The organism is Herbinix luporum, from assembly GCF_900070325.1.
Lineage (GTDB): Bacteria > Bacillota > Clostridia > Lachnospirales > Lachnospiraceae > Mobilitalea > Mobilitalea luporum.
The window spans coordinates 1472518-1489752 of sequence record NZ_LN879430.1; the positions used below are offsets into that span (position 1 = coordinate 1472518).

The 17235-nt window shown below is 37.7% G+C and carries 16 protein-coding genes; 8 read left to right on the top strand and 8 right to left on the bottom strand.

Annotated elements, in window-relative coordinates; genetic code table 11:
- Positions 1-376: 376 nt before the first annotated feature.
- From SD1D_RS06850 to SD1D_RS06875, 6 genes are all read left to right on the top strand, one after another.
- On the top strand, positions 377-1405 hold the full coding sequence (locus SD1D_RS06850; protein WP_087758833.1) for a BMP family ABC transporter substrate-binding protein: 1029 nt from the start codon (positions 377-379) through the stop codon (positions 1403-1405).
- Between the two features lie 55 nt (positions 1406-1460).
- Complete coding sequence (locus SD1D_RS06855) at positions 1461-3005, top strand: YjjI family glycine radical enzyme (protein ID WP_058258252.1); 1545 nt, start codon at positions 1461-1463, stop codon at positions 3003-3005.
- Positions 3006-3007: 2 nt separating this feature from the next.
- Positions 3008-3850, top strand: coding sequence for a YjjW family glycine radical enzyme activase (locus SD1D_RS06860; RefSeq protein ID WP_058258253.1), 843 nt, complete (start codon positions 3008-3010; stop codon positions 3848-3850).
- Positions 3851-3959: 109 nt separating this feature from the next.
- On the top strand, positions 3960-5501 hold the full coding sequence (locus SD1D_RS06865; RefSeq protein WP_058259223.1) for an ABC transporter ATP-binding protein: 1542 nt from the start codon (positions 3960-3962) through the stop codon (positions 5499-5501).
- Positions 5452-6570 (top strand): ABC transporter permease, encoded by a 1119-nt coding sequence (locus SD1D_RS06870; protein WP_087758837.1) that lies wholly within the window; start codon positions 5452-5454, stop codon positions 6568-6570. The genes SD1D_RS06865 and SD1D_RS06870 overlap by 50 nt, the downstream gene beginning before the upstream one ends.
- On the top strand, positions 6571-7506 hold the full coding sequence (locus tag SD1D_RS06875; protein ID WP_058258254.1) for an ABC transporter permease: 936 nt from the start codon (positions 6571-6573) through the stop codon (positions 7504-7506).
- A gap of 121 nt (positions 7507-7627) precedes the next feature.
- Here the strand turns inward: SD1D_RS06875 and SD1D_RS06880 are convergent, their stop codons facing one another.
- The 3 genes from SD1D_RS06880 to SD1D_RS06890 form a co-directional block, all read right to left on the bottom strand.
- Entirely contained in the window at positions 7628-8572 is a 945-nt protein-coding gene (locus SD1D_RS06880; RefSeq protein ID WP_278319637.1) for an ABC transporter permease, read from the bottom strand.
- Positions 8573-8641: 69 nt separating this feature from the next.
- On the bottom strand, positions 8642-9538 hold the full coding sequence (locus SD1D_RS06885) for a hypothetical protein (RefSeq protein ID WP_058258256.1): 897 nt from the start codon (positions 9536-9538) through the stop codon (positions 8642-8644).
- A 98-nt stretch (positions 9539-9636) separates the two neighbouring features.
- A complete protein-coding gene (locus SD1D_RS06890) occupies positions 9637-10050 on the bottom strand; it encodes a hypothetical protein (RefSeq protein WP_058258257.1) in 414 nt (137 codons plus the stop codon).
- Positions 10051-10687: 637 nt separating this feature from the next.
- Here SD1D_RS06890 and SD1D_RS06895 point away from each other — a divergent pair.
- Together SD1D_RS06895 and SD1D_RS06900 are read left to right on the top strand one after the other, a co-directional pair.
- Positions 10688-11578: a hypothetical protein gene (locus SD1D_RS06895; RefSeq protein ID WP_058258258.1), complete on the top strand. Its 891-nt coding sequence runs from the start codon at positions 10688-10690 to the stop codon at positions 11576-11578.
- 9 nt (positions 11579-11587) lie between these two features.
- The gene (locus tag SD1D_RS06900; RefSeq protein ID WP_058258259.1) at positions 11588-11821 is read left to right on the top strand and encodes a hypothetical protein; all 234 of its coding nucleotides are present in this window, start codon (positions 11588-11590) and stop codon (positions 11819-11821) included.
- 74 nt (positions 11822-11895) lie between these two features.
- On the opposite strand, the gene SD1D_RS06905 is transcribed toward SD1D_RS06900, so the two are convergent.
- The 5 genes from SD1D_RS06905 to SD1D_RS06925 all read right to left on the bottom strand — a co-directional run bounded on the left by SD1D_RS06905 (position 11896) and on the right by SD1D_RS06925 (position 17133).
- Complete coding sequence (locus SD1D_RS06905; protein WP_058258260.1) at positions 11896-12423, bottom strand: hypothetical protein; 528 nt, start codon at positions 12421-12423, stop codon at positions 11896-11898.
- A gap of 63 nt (positions 12424-12486) precedes the next feature.
- Complete coding sequence (locus tag SD1D_RS06910) at positions 12487-13572, bottom strand: M42 family metallopeptidase (protein ID WP_058258261.1); 1086 nt, start codon at positions 13570-13572, stop codon at positions 12487-12489.
- Positions 13573-13940: 368 nt separating this feature from the next.
- Positions 13941-14486, bottom strand: coding sequence for a GNAT family N-acetyltransferase (locus SD1D_RS06915; RefSeq protein WP_058258262.1), 546 nt, complete (start codon positions 14484-14486; stop codon positions 13941-13943).
- Positions 14487-15124: 638 nt separating this feature from the next.
- Positions 15125-16504 (bottom strand): MATE family efflux transporter, encoded by a 1380-nt coding sequence (locus tag SD1D_RS06920; protein ID WP_087758839.1) that lies wholly within the window; start codon positions 16502-16504, stop codon positions 15125-15127.
- 227 nt (positions 16505-16731) lie between these two features.
- Positions 16732-17133, bottom strand: a complete 402-nt coding sequence (locus tag SD1D_RS06925) for an arsenate reductase ArsC (protein WP_058258263.1) — start codon at positions 17131-17133, stop codon at positions 16732-16734.
- Positions 17134-17235 lie beyond the last annotated feature (102 nt).

Sequence of the window (17235 nt, forward strand, 5' to 3'; positions counted from 1 at the left end):
GTATTTCAAGTAAAAATCTTATCAGTTAAGCAGCTATCTCTTCACTACTATTAGTTTATCTTGGGCTTTCCCCATGTTTCTACACAAATTATGTCGTTATGTACAAAATATTGAATATTTAGAGAAAAATATTGTATCTTATGGTATAATATACTTGTAATTTTAATTAAATGGAGGCTAAATCCAAACCGCAAATTAAAGATAAAAAATAGAAAACTCAAAAAGTCCACCAAAAGGCTTGTTTTTGGGTTTTCTATAATTAATGCTGTAGATTATGCGGACTCATATACCTGGTTTAAATATTACATCTGCTAACAAGGAGATGTAATTAGCTAACTTCATTTAATTAAAATTAAAAAAAGAAAGGAGAATGATTATGAAAAAAATTTTAGTATTACTATTATCTGCAATTATGGTGTTTTCCTTAACCGCATGTGGGGGGAAAAATACCGACAGCTCCAAAAGTGGAAAGAAAATTAAAATAGGTATGGTTACCGACGTTGGCGGTGTAAACGATGGTTCATTTAACCAGTCTGCTTGGGAAGGTCTGCAACGGGCTCAAAAGGAGCTTGGTGTAGAAGTTCGCTATGCTGAATCTGCAACCGATGCAGACTATGCTCCCAATATTGAGGCCTTCATCGATGAAGAATATGACCTTATTATCTGTGTAGGATATATGCTGGCTGATGCCACAAAGAAAGCAGCTGAAGACAATCCCAATCAGAAGTTCGCCATCATTGACGATGCTTCCATTGATTTACCTAACGTTACCTGCCTAATGTTCGAACAAAGCCAGGCTTCCTATCTCGTTGGTCTTGTTGCCGGTAAAATGACTAAGACCAACACCGTAGGTTTTGTTATTGGTATGGTTAGCCAGACCATGAACGAATTCGGTTATGGTTATCTAGCCGGCGTAAAGGATGCCAATCCCGATGCTACTATCCTGCAGTTTAACGCTAACTCCTTCGGAAGCACCGAAACCGGTAAATCCGCTGCTACCACCATGATTACTAATGGCGCAGATGTAATCTTCCACGCAGCAGGGGGCACAGGTCTGGGTGTAATCGAAGGCTGTAAGGACGCAGGTAAATGGGCAATCGGTGTAGACAGCGACCAATCTCCTCTGGCTCCTGAAAATATTCTAACCTCGGCCATGAAGCGGGTTGACAATGCATGCTTTGAAATTTCTAAAGCCGTAAAAGAAGGTAATGTTCAGTCCGGTCTCATCATCTATGACCTAAAATCCGAAGGTGTAGACATTGCTCCTACTACCACCAACCTGCCTAGCGATGTTTTAGAATATGTAAAACAAGCTAAGCAAGATATTATCGACGGTAAAATTACCGTTCCAAAGACCCAAGCTGATTTTGAAGCTAAATACGGTGACATCTACGAATTAGACTAATTTTAACATTTCAATTTCAATAAATAATCTACCATTAAGGAAGGGTGGCGATCAATTGAGAGACATTTCTATGGAACGGGTCAATGAAACACGGGAAAAAATACTGGATATTATTAAAAGTCCGACACTTACTCATGAACAAAAGGTTGCATCACTAGCCAATGCTGCCGATTCTTTGCTGGAAGTATTGGATTTACCGGAAGGACTTGATGAGCTAATGAAGGTCCCTGCAGATTGTAAGTGTATCTGCGACTTAAACGAGGGACAGGCTCCTCTTCGTCCTCGCTATATTATCCCGGACTATGCCAAATTCATGAAGGAAGGCAGCCAGTTTCTGCAATTGGCGCCCCCGACCGATTTGTATGAGGCCCTTAATTGTCTTCTGATTTTTTACAAGCATGTTCCAAGTGTGACCAACTTCCCGGTTTATCTGGGACAGTTAGACACCTTGCTGGAACCTTTTATGGAAGATGTGGACGATCATACGGCAAAGAAACTTCTGAAAAACTTTTTAGTACATATAGATCGCACTATTTTGGACTCCTTCTCCCATGCTAATATAGGCCCCAAGCCTACCAGGGCTGGTCGCCTTCTGCTAGAGGTGGAGGCCCAGCTTAAGCAAGCCGTTCCCAATCTGACCTTGAAATATGAAGAAGGTGTAACAGATGACGATTTCGCTATCCAAGCAGTGAAAACGGCCTTGTATTCAGCCAAACCCAGTTTTGCCAACCATCGTATGTTCAAGGAAGAACTGGGAGATGATTATGTGATTGCCAGCTGCTATAACGGATTACCCTTAGGTGGCGGATCATACACCCTTTGCCGTCTGATTCTTAGTAACATTGCAAAAAGGGCTAGCACCGTTGAAGATTTCCGATCTAAACAGCTGCCCTATGTAATGGACATAATGGCTCGCTACATGGATGCCCGAGTGCGATTTGAGGTTGAAGAAAGCGGCTTCTTTGAAAATAACTTCCTGGCCAAGGAAGGCTTTATCCACCGTGAGCGTTTTACTGCCATGTTTGGACTGGTTGGCCTTGCGGAATGTGTCAATATCCTACTGGAAAAAGAGGGTCGTTACGGCCGCTTCGGCCATGATAAGTACGCCACTGAGCTTGGCAAATCCATTATTGAGCAGATTTATGAATTTAACGAGAAACACCAAAGTCCCTACTGCGAAGTAACGGGGGGTCACTATCTGCTCCATGCTCAAGTTGGAATTTCAGAAGATCAAAATATCTCGCCGGGTACTCGTATCCCCATCGGAGAGGAACCGGATGAAATGATTGATCACCTTATGGTAATTAATAATTTCCATAAATATTTCCCATCCGGAACCGGGGACATATTCCCAATTGATGTTACTGTCCACCAAAATCCCGAATACATACTGGATATTGTTAAGGGCTCCTTCCGAAAGGAAATACGCTATCTGTCCTTCTATGAGAAGAACAGCGACCTTATCCGTATAACGGGCTATTTGGTCAAACGGTCGGAAATCGAAAAGCTAAAGAGCGGTCAGAACGTACTTCATGATACCACCGCCTTGGGAATGGGTGCAGTAATAAATGGAAAGTTTTTGGATAGAAAGGTGCACTGATTATGCTGGCTACGGTTAACAAAATCATACCCTTTAGCACCGTTGACGGACCCGGGAACCGTACCGCAATCTTTCTGCAGGGCTGCAATATGAACTGTTTATATTGCCATAACCCTGAAACACGAGGCAAATGTATGCACTGTGGGGCATGTGTAAACTCATGCCCCACAGAAGCATTGAGCTTTAAAAATCAGCGTGTTAGTTACGATTCCGTCAAATGCGTCCACTGTGATACCTGCTTCAAGAACTGTCCCTATGACAGCAGCCCAAAAACTGCCCATATGACACCTGAACAGGTATGGCAGGTGGTTCAAAAGCAAATCCCCTTTATCCGAGGAATCACCGTGTCGGGCGGGGAATGCACACTGTATCCGGCATTCTTAACCAAGCTGTTTACCCTGGTACAGGCCCATGGCCTATCTACCCTAATTGATTCCAATGGAACCCTAGATTTTGAGCACTATCCTGATTTGCTGGCCGCAACCGACGGAGTAATGCTTGACATTAAAGCTTATGATTCTGAAGAACACAAGCGGATAACTGGGTGGGACAACTCTATTATTTTGAAAAATGCACGTTTTCTCGCCTCGAAGGCCAAACTGTATGAGGTCCGTACAGTAATATCTCCCGGTCTTTTCGATGGTGAGCAAACTATCATGCAAATCTGTGACATGCTTCGTCCCTACTTACCCATTCGACCTATTAGATATAAACTTATATCCTATCGTCCAATGGGGGTTCGTCCGCAATATGCAAAGAATCTACAGATTCCCACAGCTAATCAAATGGAATATTATGCCGGGTTGCTTGCAGCCAAAGGCTTTGAAGATATTATTATTATTTAAATTATATACATTATATTTACTATGCATTTCCCATAAGACAAACATATAAGGAGGAAAAACGGATTTGGAAAAAACAAGCCATATTGCTTCAAACGTGGTTGCCGTTCAAATGACTGATATCGTCAAGAAGTTCGGTAACTTCGTGGCCAACGATCACATTAATCTAACCGTTAACAAAGGCGAAGTTCACGCTATTCTTGGCGAAAACGGCGCCGGAAAAAGCACACTGATGAACGTGTTGTACGGGCTGTATAAACCGACATCCGGTAGCATTTCCATATTCGGTTCTCCTGTACATATCGAGAATCCCCGCCATGCCATTGAACTTGGCATCGGCATGGTACATCAGCACTTCATGTTGGTAGAACCCTTCACCGTTACCGAAAATATTATCCTTGGCATGGAGCCCACAAAAGGCATGACAGTGGACATTAAAAGCGCACGCCAGCAAGTGTTGGAACTGTCCGAGCGCTATGGTATGCATGTGGACCCCGACGCTAAAATTGAAGATATTTCGGTTGGAATGCAGCAACGTGTTGAAATCCTTAAGGTGCTATACCGGGGTGCTAATATCCTTATTCTCGATGAGCCTACTGCATCCTTAACACCTCAGGAAATCGAAGAATTGATTAACATCATCCATAACCTTACAGCCGACGGCAAAACCGTACTGCTAATTACCCATAAGCTAAAAGAAATCAAAGCTGCTGCCGACAGATGTACTATTATCCGTCAGGGCAAATACATCGATACCGTCGATGTAGAAGCAGTCAGCGAACATGATTTAGCTTCCATGATGGTAGGTCGGGATGTTCAATTTGTGGTTGACAAACAGCCTATTGAGCCCGGTGAAGTCATTATCGACGTGCAGAATATTCACTGCAAGGATTACCGGGGTGTAGAAGTGCTTAAGGGCTTGAATTTACAGGTACGCCGTGGCGAAATCGTAGGCTTAGCCGGTGTGGACGGCAATGGCCAGACCGAACTGGTGGAGATTTTAACCGGTTTACGTAAAGGTGAAGCCGGCAAGGTTATCATAGGGGGCAAAGATTTATTTAACGCCGATGCACATACCCTGTTTGATAAGGGTGTATCCAGCATTCCGGCTGACAGGCAAAAACACGGGCTGATACTGGATTATTCGGTAGCTTACAACCTGGTGCTGCAAAATCATGACCTTCCCCCCTTCTCTAAACGGGGTATTTTAAAGAAAGATGCCATTTATAAGCACGCTGCAGAGCTGACCGACAAATTTGACATCCGTGGTGCTGAAGACGGTGTCAAAGAAGTAGGTAAACTCTCCGGCGGTAACCAGCAGAAGGTTATTATTGCCCGGGAAGTTACCAACGACAAGGATTTGCTTATTGCCGTTAATCCCACCCGTGGTTTGGATGTAGGCGCCATAGAATTTGTTCACCGTTATATTGTGGAGCAGCGCAATAAGAACAAGGCAGTACTACTGGTGTCCTTTGAACTGGATGAAATCATGAGCCTGTCCGACCGGATTGAAGTTATTTACAATGGTAAAATTGTAGGCAGTGTGCCCGGCGATCAGGCCGATGAAAAAGTCCTAGGACTGATGATGGCAGGAGGAAGCAAGCATGAAACAAAAGAACAATCAGAACAAAAAGACAAACCGAAATATAGTTAAAAATGTTACTCAAGGCCTACTTCATCAAAATGCTCTGTATACCGTCATTGCTATTTTCTTTGGGTTTTTAGTCGGTGGCATTTTCCTATGGTCAGCCGGCTTCAGTCCCTTTGAAGCATATGCAAAGTTGTTTAACAGCGTGTTTAGCCGGCCAAAATATCTTATTTGGTCGGTAATATATGCAACCCCACTGATGTTTACCGGATTGAGCGTGGCCTTTTCCTACAAGATGGGGGTTTTTAACATCGGTGCCGAAGGACAGTATGTCGTAGGCTCACTGGCTGCTTTGTGCGTAGGCATCCTATTGGACGCTCCCCCTATATTGCACGTCTTACTATGTATGCTGGCTGCTATAGCCGCAGGCATGGTATGGAGTTTACTGGTGGCAATCCTACGGGTAAGGTTTGGCATCAACGAAGTTTTATCCTTCATTATGTTCAACTGGATTGCCTTTTATCTCTCAAATTATGTAATTAACACTGAAGTTATTCACAAGGTAGGGGGCGGAGAAGCTTCTAAGGATATTCGACAATCCGCAAGAATCTTGCTGCCTCAATCGGTGCTGAATATACTTAAGAACGATAAAGCCAATTATGGTATTTTCCTTGCAATCATTGCAGCAATTGCCATTTGGTTTATCCTTACCAAAACCACTCTTGGCTACCGGGTGCAGGCTGTCGGTCTTAATCCTCACGCGGCCAAATACGGCGGTATTAATTCCAACAAGACTATGTATATAGCCATGAGTTTGTCGGGGGCTCTGGCAGCTTTAGGGGGTGCCATACAGTTGATGGGTAATTCCATGCGTATTAGCCAATTTGCCGGCCAGGAAGGCTTTGGCTTTCAGGGAATTACTGTTGCGTTAATTGCAAGTTCTCACCCTATTGGCTGTATATTTGCAGGGCTGTTTTACGGAGCCATGAAATACGGTGGCTCAAAGCTTAATCTTATTGATGCTCCCACCGAAGTGGTTGACATTATTATGGGTACCATCGTACTATTTATTGCTATATCCCATGTATTCCGTTATATCATTACAAGACGACAAAAGAAAAAGGAGGACAATTAAATGGAAGAACTGATTAAAAACCTCGGCTTGGTTATTAATGCCACACTGATAGCTACACCTCCTTTGCTTTATGCTGCACTGGGCTCCACTTTTTCAGAACGAAGTGGCGTCGTAAACATCGGTATTGAAGGCATGATGACCATCGGCGCCTTTGTAGGTGCGGCAGTCGCCCATTTCACCGGCAATGCTTGGCTGGCATTTTTATGCGGAGGACTGGTAGGTGCACTCTTTGGACTAATTCACGCCATAGCCTGTGTCTCCTTCGGGGCCGACCAGACCATATCCGGTACCGCCATAAACTTTTTGGCTCCCGGGGTAGCTATCTTCGTATGCAAAGCGCTGTTTGAGCAATCCTCAAACACTCCTCCCCTGGACACAGTTCAAAAGTTGCCCAAGCTCTTTAACGGAGTCTTTGAAGTGGGAAGCTTTTGGAATAATGTACTTAACACCTACGTCGCTACTTATCTAGCTTTTGTGGCAGTGGCTATCGTCTGGTTTATCTTCTACAAAACCAGATTCGGTATGCGTCTTCGGGCCGTAGGTGAACATCCTAAGGCTTGCGAAACTCAAGGTATCAACGTGTACCGCACCCGCTACATTGCCGTGATTGCTTCCGGCTTCCTGTCAGGACTGGGTGGTGCTTATGTTACCTTGTGCACTGTAAGTCAGTTTCGTCCCGAAGTTATTGTCGGCCAAGGCTTTATTGCCATAGCCGCTGTTATCTTCGGCAAATTCACTCCTCAGGGAGCCATGGGGGCTTGTCTACTGTTCGGATTGTGTAATGGCTTAAAGGTTCTACTGGGTTCGGGCAATGTAATATCCCCTAACCTGATTTCCATGATTCCCTATGTAGTAACAATCATCACCCTGGTATTGTTTGTGGGTAAATCCCGGGTACCTGCTGCCAGTGGTAAAGCATATGTAAAGCAGAAATAAAAAGTAAAGGCTACTCCCAGCTGTACTTTATAGGGGAGTAGCCTTTTTTATGATTATATATCAGGTACAGGTTGACAAGTCGATTTAGATCTTGCCTAAATAGTTAAGAATGCTTAGATTACTACTCAAATCTTAGTGAATCAGTTACTTTTATTTTGGCACCGTAATAACTCGGAATCACACTAAAAGCAAATCCATAAATTATGGATATAAAAAAAGGTATCAAAATATTTAATACAGTTAAATTAATTTCAAAGAGAATAAAAAGACTCTCATTTAGATATTTTTGCACAATTAGTACAGTTACTATGCTTAATAGCACTGAAATAACTGCCGCAATAAATGCCATCATCATTCCCTCAATGATAAATTGGTTTAGAATTTCAATTTTAGTAGCCCCTAAGGCTTTTTTTATTCCAATCTCGTTTATTCTTTCTTTAACAGAAAAGAACATAATGCTCATTGCGTTAATTCCTGAAATTATCAATAAGACAACCATAATTAGAACAAGAAAAATTCGTATAGGCTCAAGATTTTCTTTTGCCTGCCGAAGCACGGTGTCTTTATCAACAAGATCATATGAGGTAAATTCTTTTAAACTTTGGTTTTTAAATAATTCTATTGATTTTTTTATTAGTTGCATTGCTTTTATATCATTAGTTGACCATGCAATGATTTTTTGATCAGAAGTTTCAAAATTCTGTAGCAAATATGATTTAGGTGTATATATGACTGTATTCAAATTTATAGTTTCTTTTAAATTCGAAATATATTTGTTATATTTCATTCTTTCTTTTTTTCCATGATATCCGCTCTTAACCACTCCAATAATTGTGCATTTTTTTATTTCTGAAGCATTATCTGAATTGATGGAATTGTTTGAAAACCCCGGAATATCAACTTTTAATCTAATTTGTTTACCAATGGAGTCCTTTTTAGGAAAAAGAAGACTTTCAGTGAACTCATCAATAACAACAACATTTCTATTTTGTGCAACATCAGAAGAATTAATCATTCTTCCTTTGATGACAGTCGTTGTTTTTAGATGAAAGAAAATATAGAACACCAAAGATACACGAAGTTAGTAGAAAAATAATACAAAGAAAAGGAAGCAATTTTCTCATAAGTATTCTCCTTACTCGTCATTTGAAATTATCCCATCTATTAACTGTTCAATATTTTTGAATTCATTATCAGTCAATGGGTAAATTGGATCAAAAACTACAAAGACACTATTATAAATATTCTCATCACTATTATTTGTTTTATATTCAAAAATTAAGTTCGTTGAAACATAGCTATTAGAATCAACTATTTTAGAATCAATTGAAAAACCTATATTTATCTGATCACCATTACTAACATTTATCGGAAATATTGCACTCTGTGGTTGACTATTATTAATTGAATAGAATATATCTATAGGTTCTAAAAAATCATCAAAATAAACTCTTTCAATGGTTAGGTCTTTAGTAGCAGTAAATTCATATATTGCACTAGCGTCTTTATTATTTATAAAACTTGCTGCAAACTCATTAGGTATAACAGAGATTTCAAGAGCCTCAGTAAAAACATTTCCTTCTACAAACTGATGCTTAACTGGGGTTGAAAAATTTATATCTCGACGCTCCCCATCTACATTTAGAACAAGCTTGTTAAACTCACAGCTTTGAACTGCCTCATTCTTCTTTGTGATTTCTAACATAATATATTTTGTATATAATCCCTTATATTTAAATCTATTTAGCTCATTCACAGTATTATCTATAATATTAACATCAAAATCAGCATTATTTATATTACTGCCTTCAAGTCCTATATACTTAACATCTGAGATTTTATTATTTGAAAACAAAGCTATATTCAAAGAAAGTACATTTGAACTTTTTGTATTAATAAAAACTTTTGATCCATTGCTTGCAAAATCCAGCTCTTTGCCATGCCTTCCAGTATTACTTTTCGTGCATGATGTAAAAATAGTAATAATTAGAACTAATAATGCAAATAATTGACTGAATTTCTTAAATTTCATTTGTCATTCCTCCTAGATTACTTATAATTTAATGCAGGAAGATAGACGGTATATCTTCCTGCATTCACCCGGTGATTACTAAGCGAAACTATAGATTATTAGTACAATGTAACTCCGCTATAGGATGCATTTTTCTTATTGTAAACGACTGCGCGAAATGCTTCGCTTCTTGGCACAAAAAACTGAATAGTACCTTTTTTAGTTTTACCTGAGTATTTTTCAATCTTTATTTTGTAGAGATTCATACATACGTTATAACTGTAGTAACCTTTAGGAGCAGTTTTCTCAATTGTTCTTGTCGAAATATTTGTAATACCCCAAGATTTCTTTGAAGTTTTCTCAATTGAACCGCCCACCTTAGCAGGGACTTTATAGCCAGAAAAATCAACTTCAGGATTAAGGGAAAATTTTGTTTGACTATCAAAATTAAAACTCCTAGACTGAGTCAAAACAACTTCTGTATTGTTTTTGTACTCAAAACCAGAAGATACTTTATCACTTCCATACCACACTCTAAACCAATTTGGATCTCTGTAAACTTTTGCAGTGAATTTTTATTTCCACCACAAGGCTCCAGTGGTAAATTAATAAGTATTATAATACGAGTAAGCCGCATTTACTGGAGTAGTCATAAAAGTCATAAGAAATATCACTACTAGAACCAAGGCAGTGCCTTTTTTGTCTTGGTCATTTTCCTAACCTCCTTTTAATTTGTATAAATTAAACTGTCATTATATAGTAGCTCGCATATAATGACTAAGTCTAATATCATTACTAAAGCATGTTACAATTAATGTCAGTATAATACCTTATTATAGATGTAACATTTTATAATATAATGTTATAAATTGTTTGCTAATGTGATTTTTGTACTATATTGTAGCATAATAATCCAGGTATGTAAAGTTCATTAATTAAAATGGTTTTTTTGTCTACCAGTTTTTAGAATCTTCTTGAACATAGATTTGCTTTTAGTAGTTTTATTATAAAAGTATCCTATTGACATTTGGTAATATTTGGATTATATTAATTCTTGCATTGTAGCTATAATAAAGAAACTACAAATTGCAATTACAAATGGAGGTGGTAAAAAAGAGCAAACAGAATTTAAGTAATCAAAGCAAAATAAACAATGGAGGTCGATAAACAATGAAAAAATTCCTTACAAAGTCAATTTCATTTGTGCTATGTTTTGCAATTACATTTACAACATTAACACAGACTGTCAGTGCAGCCACTAAACAGTCAAATAAAGAGAAGCAAGCTATTAAAGCAGCACAAGAAGTTTTTAATAGTTTATCACCAGAAGCAAAGGAGAAATTTGTAACATTTATAGAAAATGAAGATTATGAATTATTGGAAATTCATAAAAAGTATGTTGACCCGGATTATGACAAGATGAAAGTAAAAGAAGATATTAAGAACAAGATACACAATAATCAACTACTAAATACGGAAGATAATAATATCACCGTAATCAAGGGAGTTGAAATTACTATAGATAAACCTATGATTATGATGGCTGCTGCTTCTCCAGCAGATGCTTTAGATATCTTAAACACACGATTAATAGCATTAAACTTGCCAACACTTGTAAGGTATACTTTTATGGCTATGGGTGGAGGGCTTGCAGCAGCAGGGCTTGACGGTCCCCTTCCAATTGGTGACATTATTGCAGCTATTGTGGCTGTAGGCGGTATTGCTATAATTGCTTACTACTGGGATGATATAGCCCCAAAATGGGATGGTATTGTTAGTGCATTTAAAGAAGCATTTTCAGTTATGGCAAGTAGTATAGTATCTGCCTTTGAAGAGATTTATGGTCAAGTGTTTTTTGCAGCTAATAAGAATAAGACTGTTTCGGAAATCTTAAAAAACAAAAAGGGAAGCATTAGAAATGCTCCACTACCTCCTGGCTCACCAAGTTGGGACAGCATCTTAACATTAACTCTGGCTGAAATACAAAGACGGGCCCAAAGTGGTGATCCAGGTTTTAAAACAATTTACAAACTACTAACTGATAGCCGATTTAACAGATAGGAGTACAAAATGAATACATTGAAAAACTTAATTGAATTTCTAAACAAGTTGGAAGAAAGAAAAATCTACTATCGTCTTAATAAGATAAGAGACAGTATTTTAGTTGAGGTCACTGTACCTGGCCAAAAATGGGAAGTAGAATTTATGGCTGATGGAACTATAGAAATTGAAAAATTTATTAGTGACGGTAACATTGAAAATGAAAGTGAACTTGAGGTCTTGTTTAGAGATTTCTCAGATTAATCAACTAGAATACATACAGTATTTCCTCATAATAGAAACAAGCCCTGCTTAACATCGCAGGGCTTTATCATTAACTACCACAACTTCAAACTCAATAGCCATAAAATTAAAAATAGGAGGGCTAACATAGTTACAATTTTTGGATGATTATCAACTAATTTTATTGCCACATATGAGACAATAAAGAACAGGCCTAAACAAGCTACAATCATCCCTGTTAAAACTATCCATCCTAAAAAGGCGAATAAACCTAATAGTGGAGTAGTATTAATCACTTCAATTGGATTAGGTATAGGTAATTCATTAAACCAAGTCAACATAGTGAAAATAATTACAACTACAGCGAAAGCAAGATAAAGTAACTTGTTTGTTTTTAGTAGTATTTTTATATCAGTTTTGATAATACCTTTTGCAATATGAACATATAAAACTGACCATAAACAGGCAAATGACATAGCAAGTAATAAGGCTACCCATATATCATTTTCTTTTCCCCGAAAAAAATCCGTTATCGGAAAACTTATACAGGAAAAAAAGTACAGTGGGATTATGTATGCGATAAAAAATACTAATTGCTTAAAAGTAGATATTATCTTGCTCATATTTTTCCCCTCCACTCTTTCATCATTAGTGAAATTATTTAAATGGCTTAAGTTAAACTGTTATTAAAAGCTTCTAATAATGCTTTCATCTAGTTCCTGCAAGATTTCACATGTTAATTTGACACTAGTCTCAAAGTCAAAATAGGATGAAATACCATAATGGGTATGGGCATATCTTACAGGAACACCAATTACAATAGTCGGAACTCCTTCATTAGATAGATGGATAACTGATCCGTTGGTAGAGCCTCCTGCCCTAACTGCTTCCTGAACCTGTAGTTCTTTTTTATCTGCCAAATCCAGTGCAAAGCGTTGGAAGCGGTGATTTGTAATCATCCTGGCATCAATATGCCTTAGCATCGGGCCCTTCTTCAAAGCTGTCTGTATCTCATATGTATTTACTACAGTATCATCTGCAGGGCAGCCTTCAAATACAATGGCCACATCAGGCTTAATTACCCTGGAAGTAATTACGGAACCTCTTGCACCTACCTCTTCCTGGGAAGCAATTCCTGCTACCACATCTACCTTTAACTCCTGCCCTTCAAGTGCTCTTAAGGCACTAATAACACCGGCACATCCCAATCGGTTGTCAAAGGCTTTTCCCATCATGATATCCCGCTCATTGTCATAGGTGAAATCGGCAAATGGAACAATGGGCTCACCGATTCGAATTTTAAATTCTTTTACAGCCTCCTCCTTTGATCTGGCTCCTATATCCACAGTAAGTTGTCCAAAGTCCAATGCTGACTTTTTCTCCAGCTCACTCATGTAGTGAGGTGGTTTACTGGCTACAATACCGGGTATGTACTTGCCCTCGCTATTTCTTACCCACACCTTTGTAGCAGGAATGTTACTGGTAACCCAGCTTCCAATGGGAATAATCTGCAGACAACCATTGGGACGAATAGCTTGCACCATAAAACCCACTTCATCACTGTGAGCATCCAATTGCACTATAGGACGTCTACCGGAATTTTCCTTACGATATATGAAAAGATTTCTCATAGTATCTTCTTTTATCTTTCCTAGACCTTCACTGTAACTTCTAGCTATATCTACTACCTGATCCTCAAAACCCGATACCCCCATTGCATTTGATAGGTCTGATATCATTTTTATATTACTTTCTTTGCTTAAGTACTTCATGTAAAATAACTCCTTTGTTTATTCTATTTTATCATTACTATTATACTCCTATATGCTTACTACAGGCAAATCAACTTTTTCCATCTCCTAGAGCAAGAAAGGGAGTGACAGATTATAACGCTTCCTAGAGTCTTTCACTGTCAGCAGTTTGGTACACTTAATTAGAAACCTATGTCCATAGGCGTAAAAAACTGGCCCCTAACAAAATTTAGTGGCCAGTTATAATTAATCCCATAAGGTCATATAATGATTGTCACCCATCTTAAATATCTTTTTTCTACTAGATATTTCTTGATTATTTTATAAACAGTATACCATTTTGCATTACAATAGTTACATTAAGGTTTGATCCCTTTGCGAGAGAATATTTACCGAACTTTTCCCACATCGTATTTTTTCCAAATCTTTGGCCAAAGTATTCCATTGCTGTATAATGCTAAAAATGCGCGAAATTTTACTTTACTGAACTGCCCATTTCTAACAAGTATTTCTTGTTCTACACCGCCCATCCTTATTAAATAGCCGGTTTCCTTAAAATCATTATTAAGATAAAAGCGTTTACGGCGTTCCTGTTCTTTGGTTTTGTCGGTATTACCATACTCAATTGTAACAATCATCTTTTTCATAGGATAAAGTTTTTTCAATTCATTCAATATTTCTCTTCCGTAGCCTTTTGAACGTAATTCTTTATCTACTGCAAAGAACATAAGAAAAACTTGTTTAAATTGGACAGCAAAGTATATAAAACCACACAATTTGTCATTATCATAAAAAGAGAGGAATTTCGTATTCCAAAGCTTTGACATAACAACCATCATACAAAATGGCAACCGCCCATTTGGAGGGAATGAATCAAAATAAATCGCCTTTACGTCTTTACTTTTAAGTTTGACTTTTCTTACTTTAAGTTCCATATAATTTCCTTCTAACTCATAATCAATAATTTGCAGGAAGTTTCTCAGTGAATTTTACCATATTATTACTTCTAGGTCAAACATATTTAGTGTTATATCACTATAATTTTACATCAATCCTGTCAACTCCTATTAAAAGTTAAATTTGTGGATCTCCATAAATTTATTCTCATCAAGCGCTCGATATCTTAATTTTACAAAGTATAAGCATACTTCAACCCCTTTTTTATGTAATCCATTCATCTCTTGTAATAGCAAACCCAATACATACTACTCCCATTTGAAATATTTAATAGAAATTCCTGTACACAGTATGCTTACTGTCCCCATAACAATCACAGGTAGTTTTATGTTATCTACTGTAAGTCCGAGAAAAGCTGCCTTCATCAATTGAATACCTTGTGTTATAGGAAATACACTTACTAATTTTTGAATAAGCTCAGACATGACTTCCAAATACTACTTGATACTGCTAAAACCTGATTTCATTGCTAACCGTCTAATTAATGGATTATACATAGCAGGAGATTTTAAATTCTTAAGAAGCAAATTAAACTTGATGCCTTTCACCATATTGTGTTATCCTTGCAGTTAAAACACAGCTTCACCTCTTTTATAGTTTCCTTAACTTGTTTAGGCTAGTTATCAGAAAGATTTACAACCCATCTCTCTTTTTTTAATTCAAAATGAGCAATTATTATTTTACCAACATCAAAGAGTTTTACTGACAGATACATAATAATTGGACTCCAGCTCGTAAAAGCAGCCATAAGAAACAGCATAGGAATCGTAACCAGAGTAGTACAACCATCTACCCACATACAGACCTTTGTATCTCCACCTGCCCGTGAAACAGCCAACTGAGTATTTAAATACGTCCATAATGGCATGAACATTGCCATCATCATTAGCATACTTTTGCATATGTTTTTTGCGTTCTGACTTAAGCTACCAAATACTATTGGCACCAATACTGCAGTACTATAACCTATCAAACACATAATACATCCAAATACTACTGCTGCAGATAACATCCATATTTTTTCTTGTCTAGCCTGATTAAGTTGATTACTACCAAGGGATTTTCCTATAACAACCCCCGTTGAAGTAGTAATTCCGCCTAAAGACACAGTGAATAGATTTGCTATGGCAAAGCTTGCTGCCATACCAGATACTACATCGGCTCCGCCCCTACCATTATAGATGGCTGTTGTAATTGTTTCTGAAACAACCCACATCATCTGTGAGAGAATAATCATGGAGCCTTTTCTTAGAATCTGTCCAAAAAGTTTAAAATTAATGCGTTTGAGAACTGATAGATCGATAAAGTCCGGTTTATCTTTTATTGTATAAACAATAAAAAGAATCATTTCAATGGTTTTTGCGATGATGGTAGCATATGCTGCTCCCTTTACTTCAAGTCTTGGCATGCCTAAATTTCCATTAATCAATCCATAGTTTAAGATGGTATTGATTAGTGCCGCTGTCACAGAAATAATCAATGGAACTTTTACCTTTCCTATCTCCCGGTAAGAAGAAGCAATGATATAGGAAATAATTGACTGTAGGCCAATAAATCCCATTAAAAACATATATTCCTCTCCTTGATCTAAAATTAAAGCTGCCTGGGTATTTCCAATGACCATAAGGCTTAGTATTTTTCTTGTAAAGACCATAGTAACTAGAAAATAAACGAATGCCAAGGAGAAGGATGTTACAAGTTTAAATGCAAAGGACTGTTGCATACCCTCTTTATCCTTTGCTCCTGAAAACTGTGTAAGAAAAATTCCACCTGATGTACAGACGGCACCTTGTAATATCATAAAGATAAATAAAACCTGCCCTGAAATATTAACCCCCGACATCTTAATATCTCCAAGGCCTGATACCATAAAGCTGTCAATCAGCGAAACAAGACTTTGAATAAGTGACTGTAGCATAACAGGAATTCCAATTACTAATGCTTTTTTATAGAATTGCATATCTCCAAAGTACTTTTTATCCACCCGTATTCTCAATATCCTCTCTCCTTAACCACTTGATAATTGTTTTTATTTCATTTATAATAATATCGCTCGAATATCGAATAGTATATCTATTTAACACTTAAAAATATCAAAATATATCACATTGGAGCGATATTATGACAAATTTGAGTGATATTATTACAACCCGTAGTGACAGATCCCAGATTGTAGAATATAACAATCCTCTTTTTGAGTGCTTTGCAGTAAAGTCCTATCTATTATGACTTTAGTCTTTCTTTTAACTCTTTTATTTTCGCTTCTATTATTGATATTACTTTTTTAAATTCCTCATCACTTTTACCTGTGGGATCATCCAGTCCCCAATCTTCCCTGTATTTACATGGAAGGTAAGGGCATTCCACATTACATCCCATTGTAATAACAATATCTACTGCAGGTATTTTATCTAACAACTTTGAATATTGAGTTTTCTCCATATCTATATCATAAAGCTCTTTCATTAGGCGCACAGCATCCTGGTTAATCTGAGGTTTTGCTTCTGTGCCGGCAGAGTAGCTTTCAAATATGTCTCCTGCAAAGTACTTACCTAGTGCCTCGGCTATTTGGCTTCGACATGAATTATGAACACATATAAATGCAACCTTAAGTTTATTCTCCATTAATCATTACCTCATTTCTAGCTTTTTTCTGGAAACTAATTCTTTGTATTATTCGCTACCATTACTAATATCAACTTAGCAGGTACTTCTGTTAGAATTATT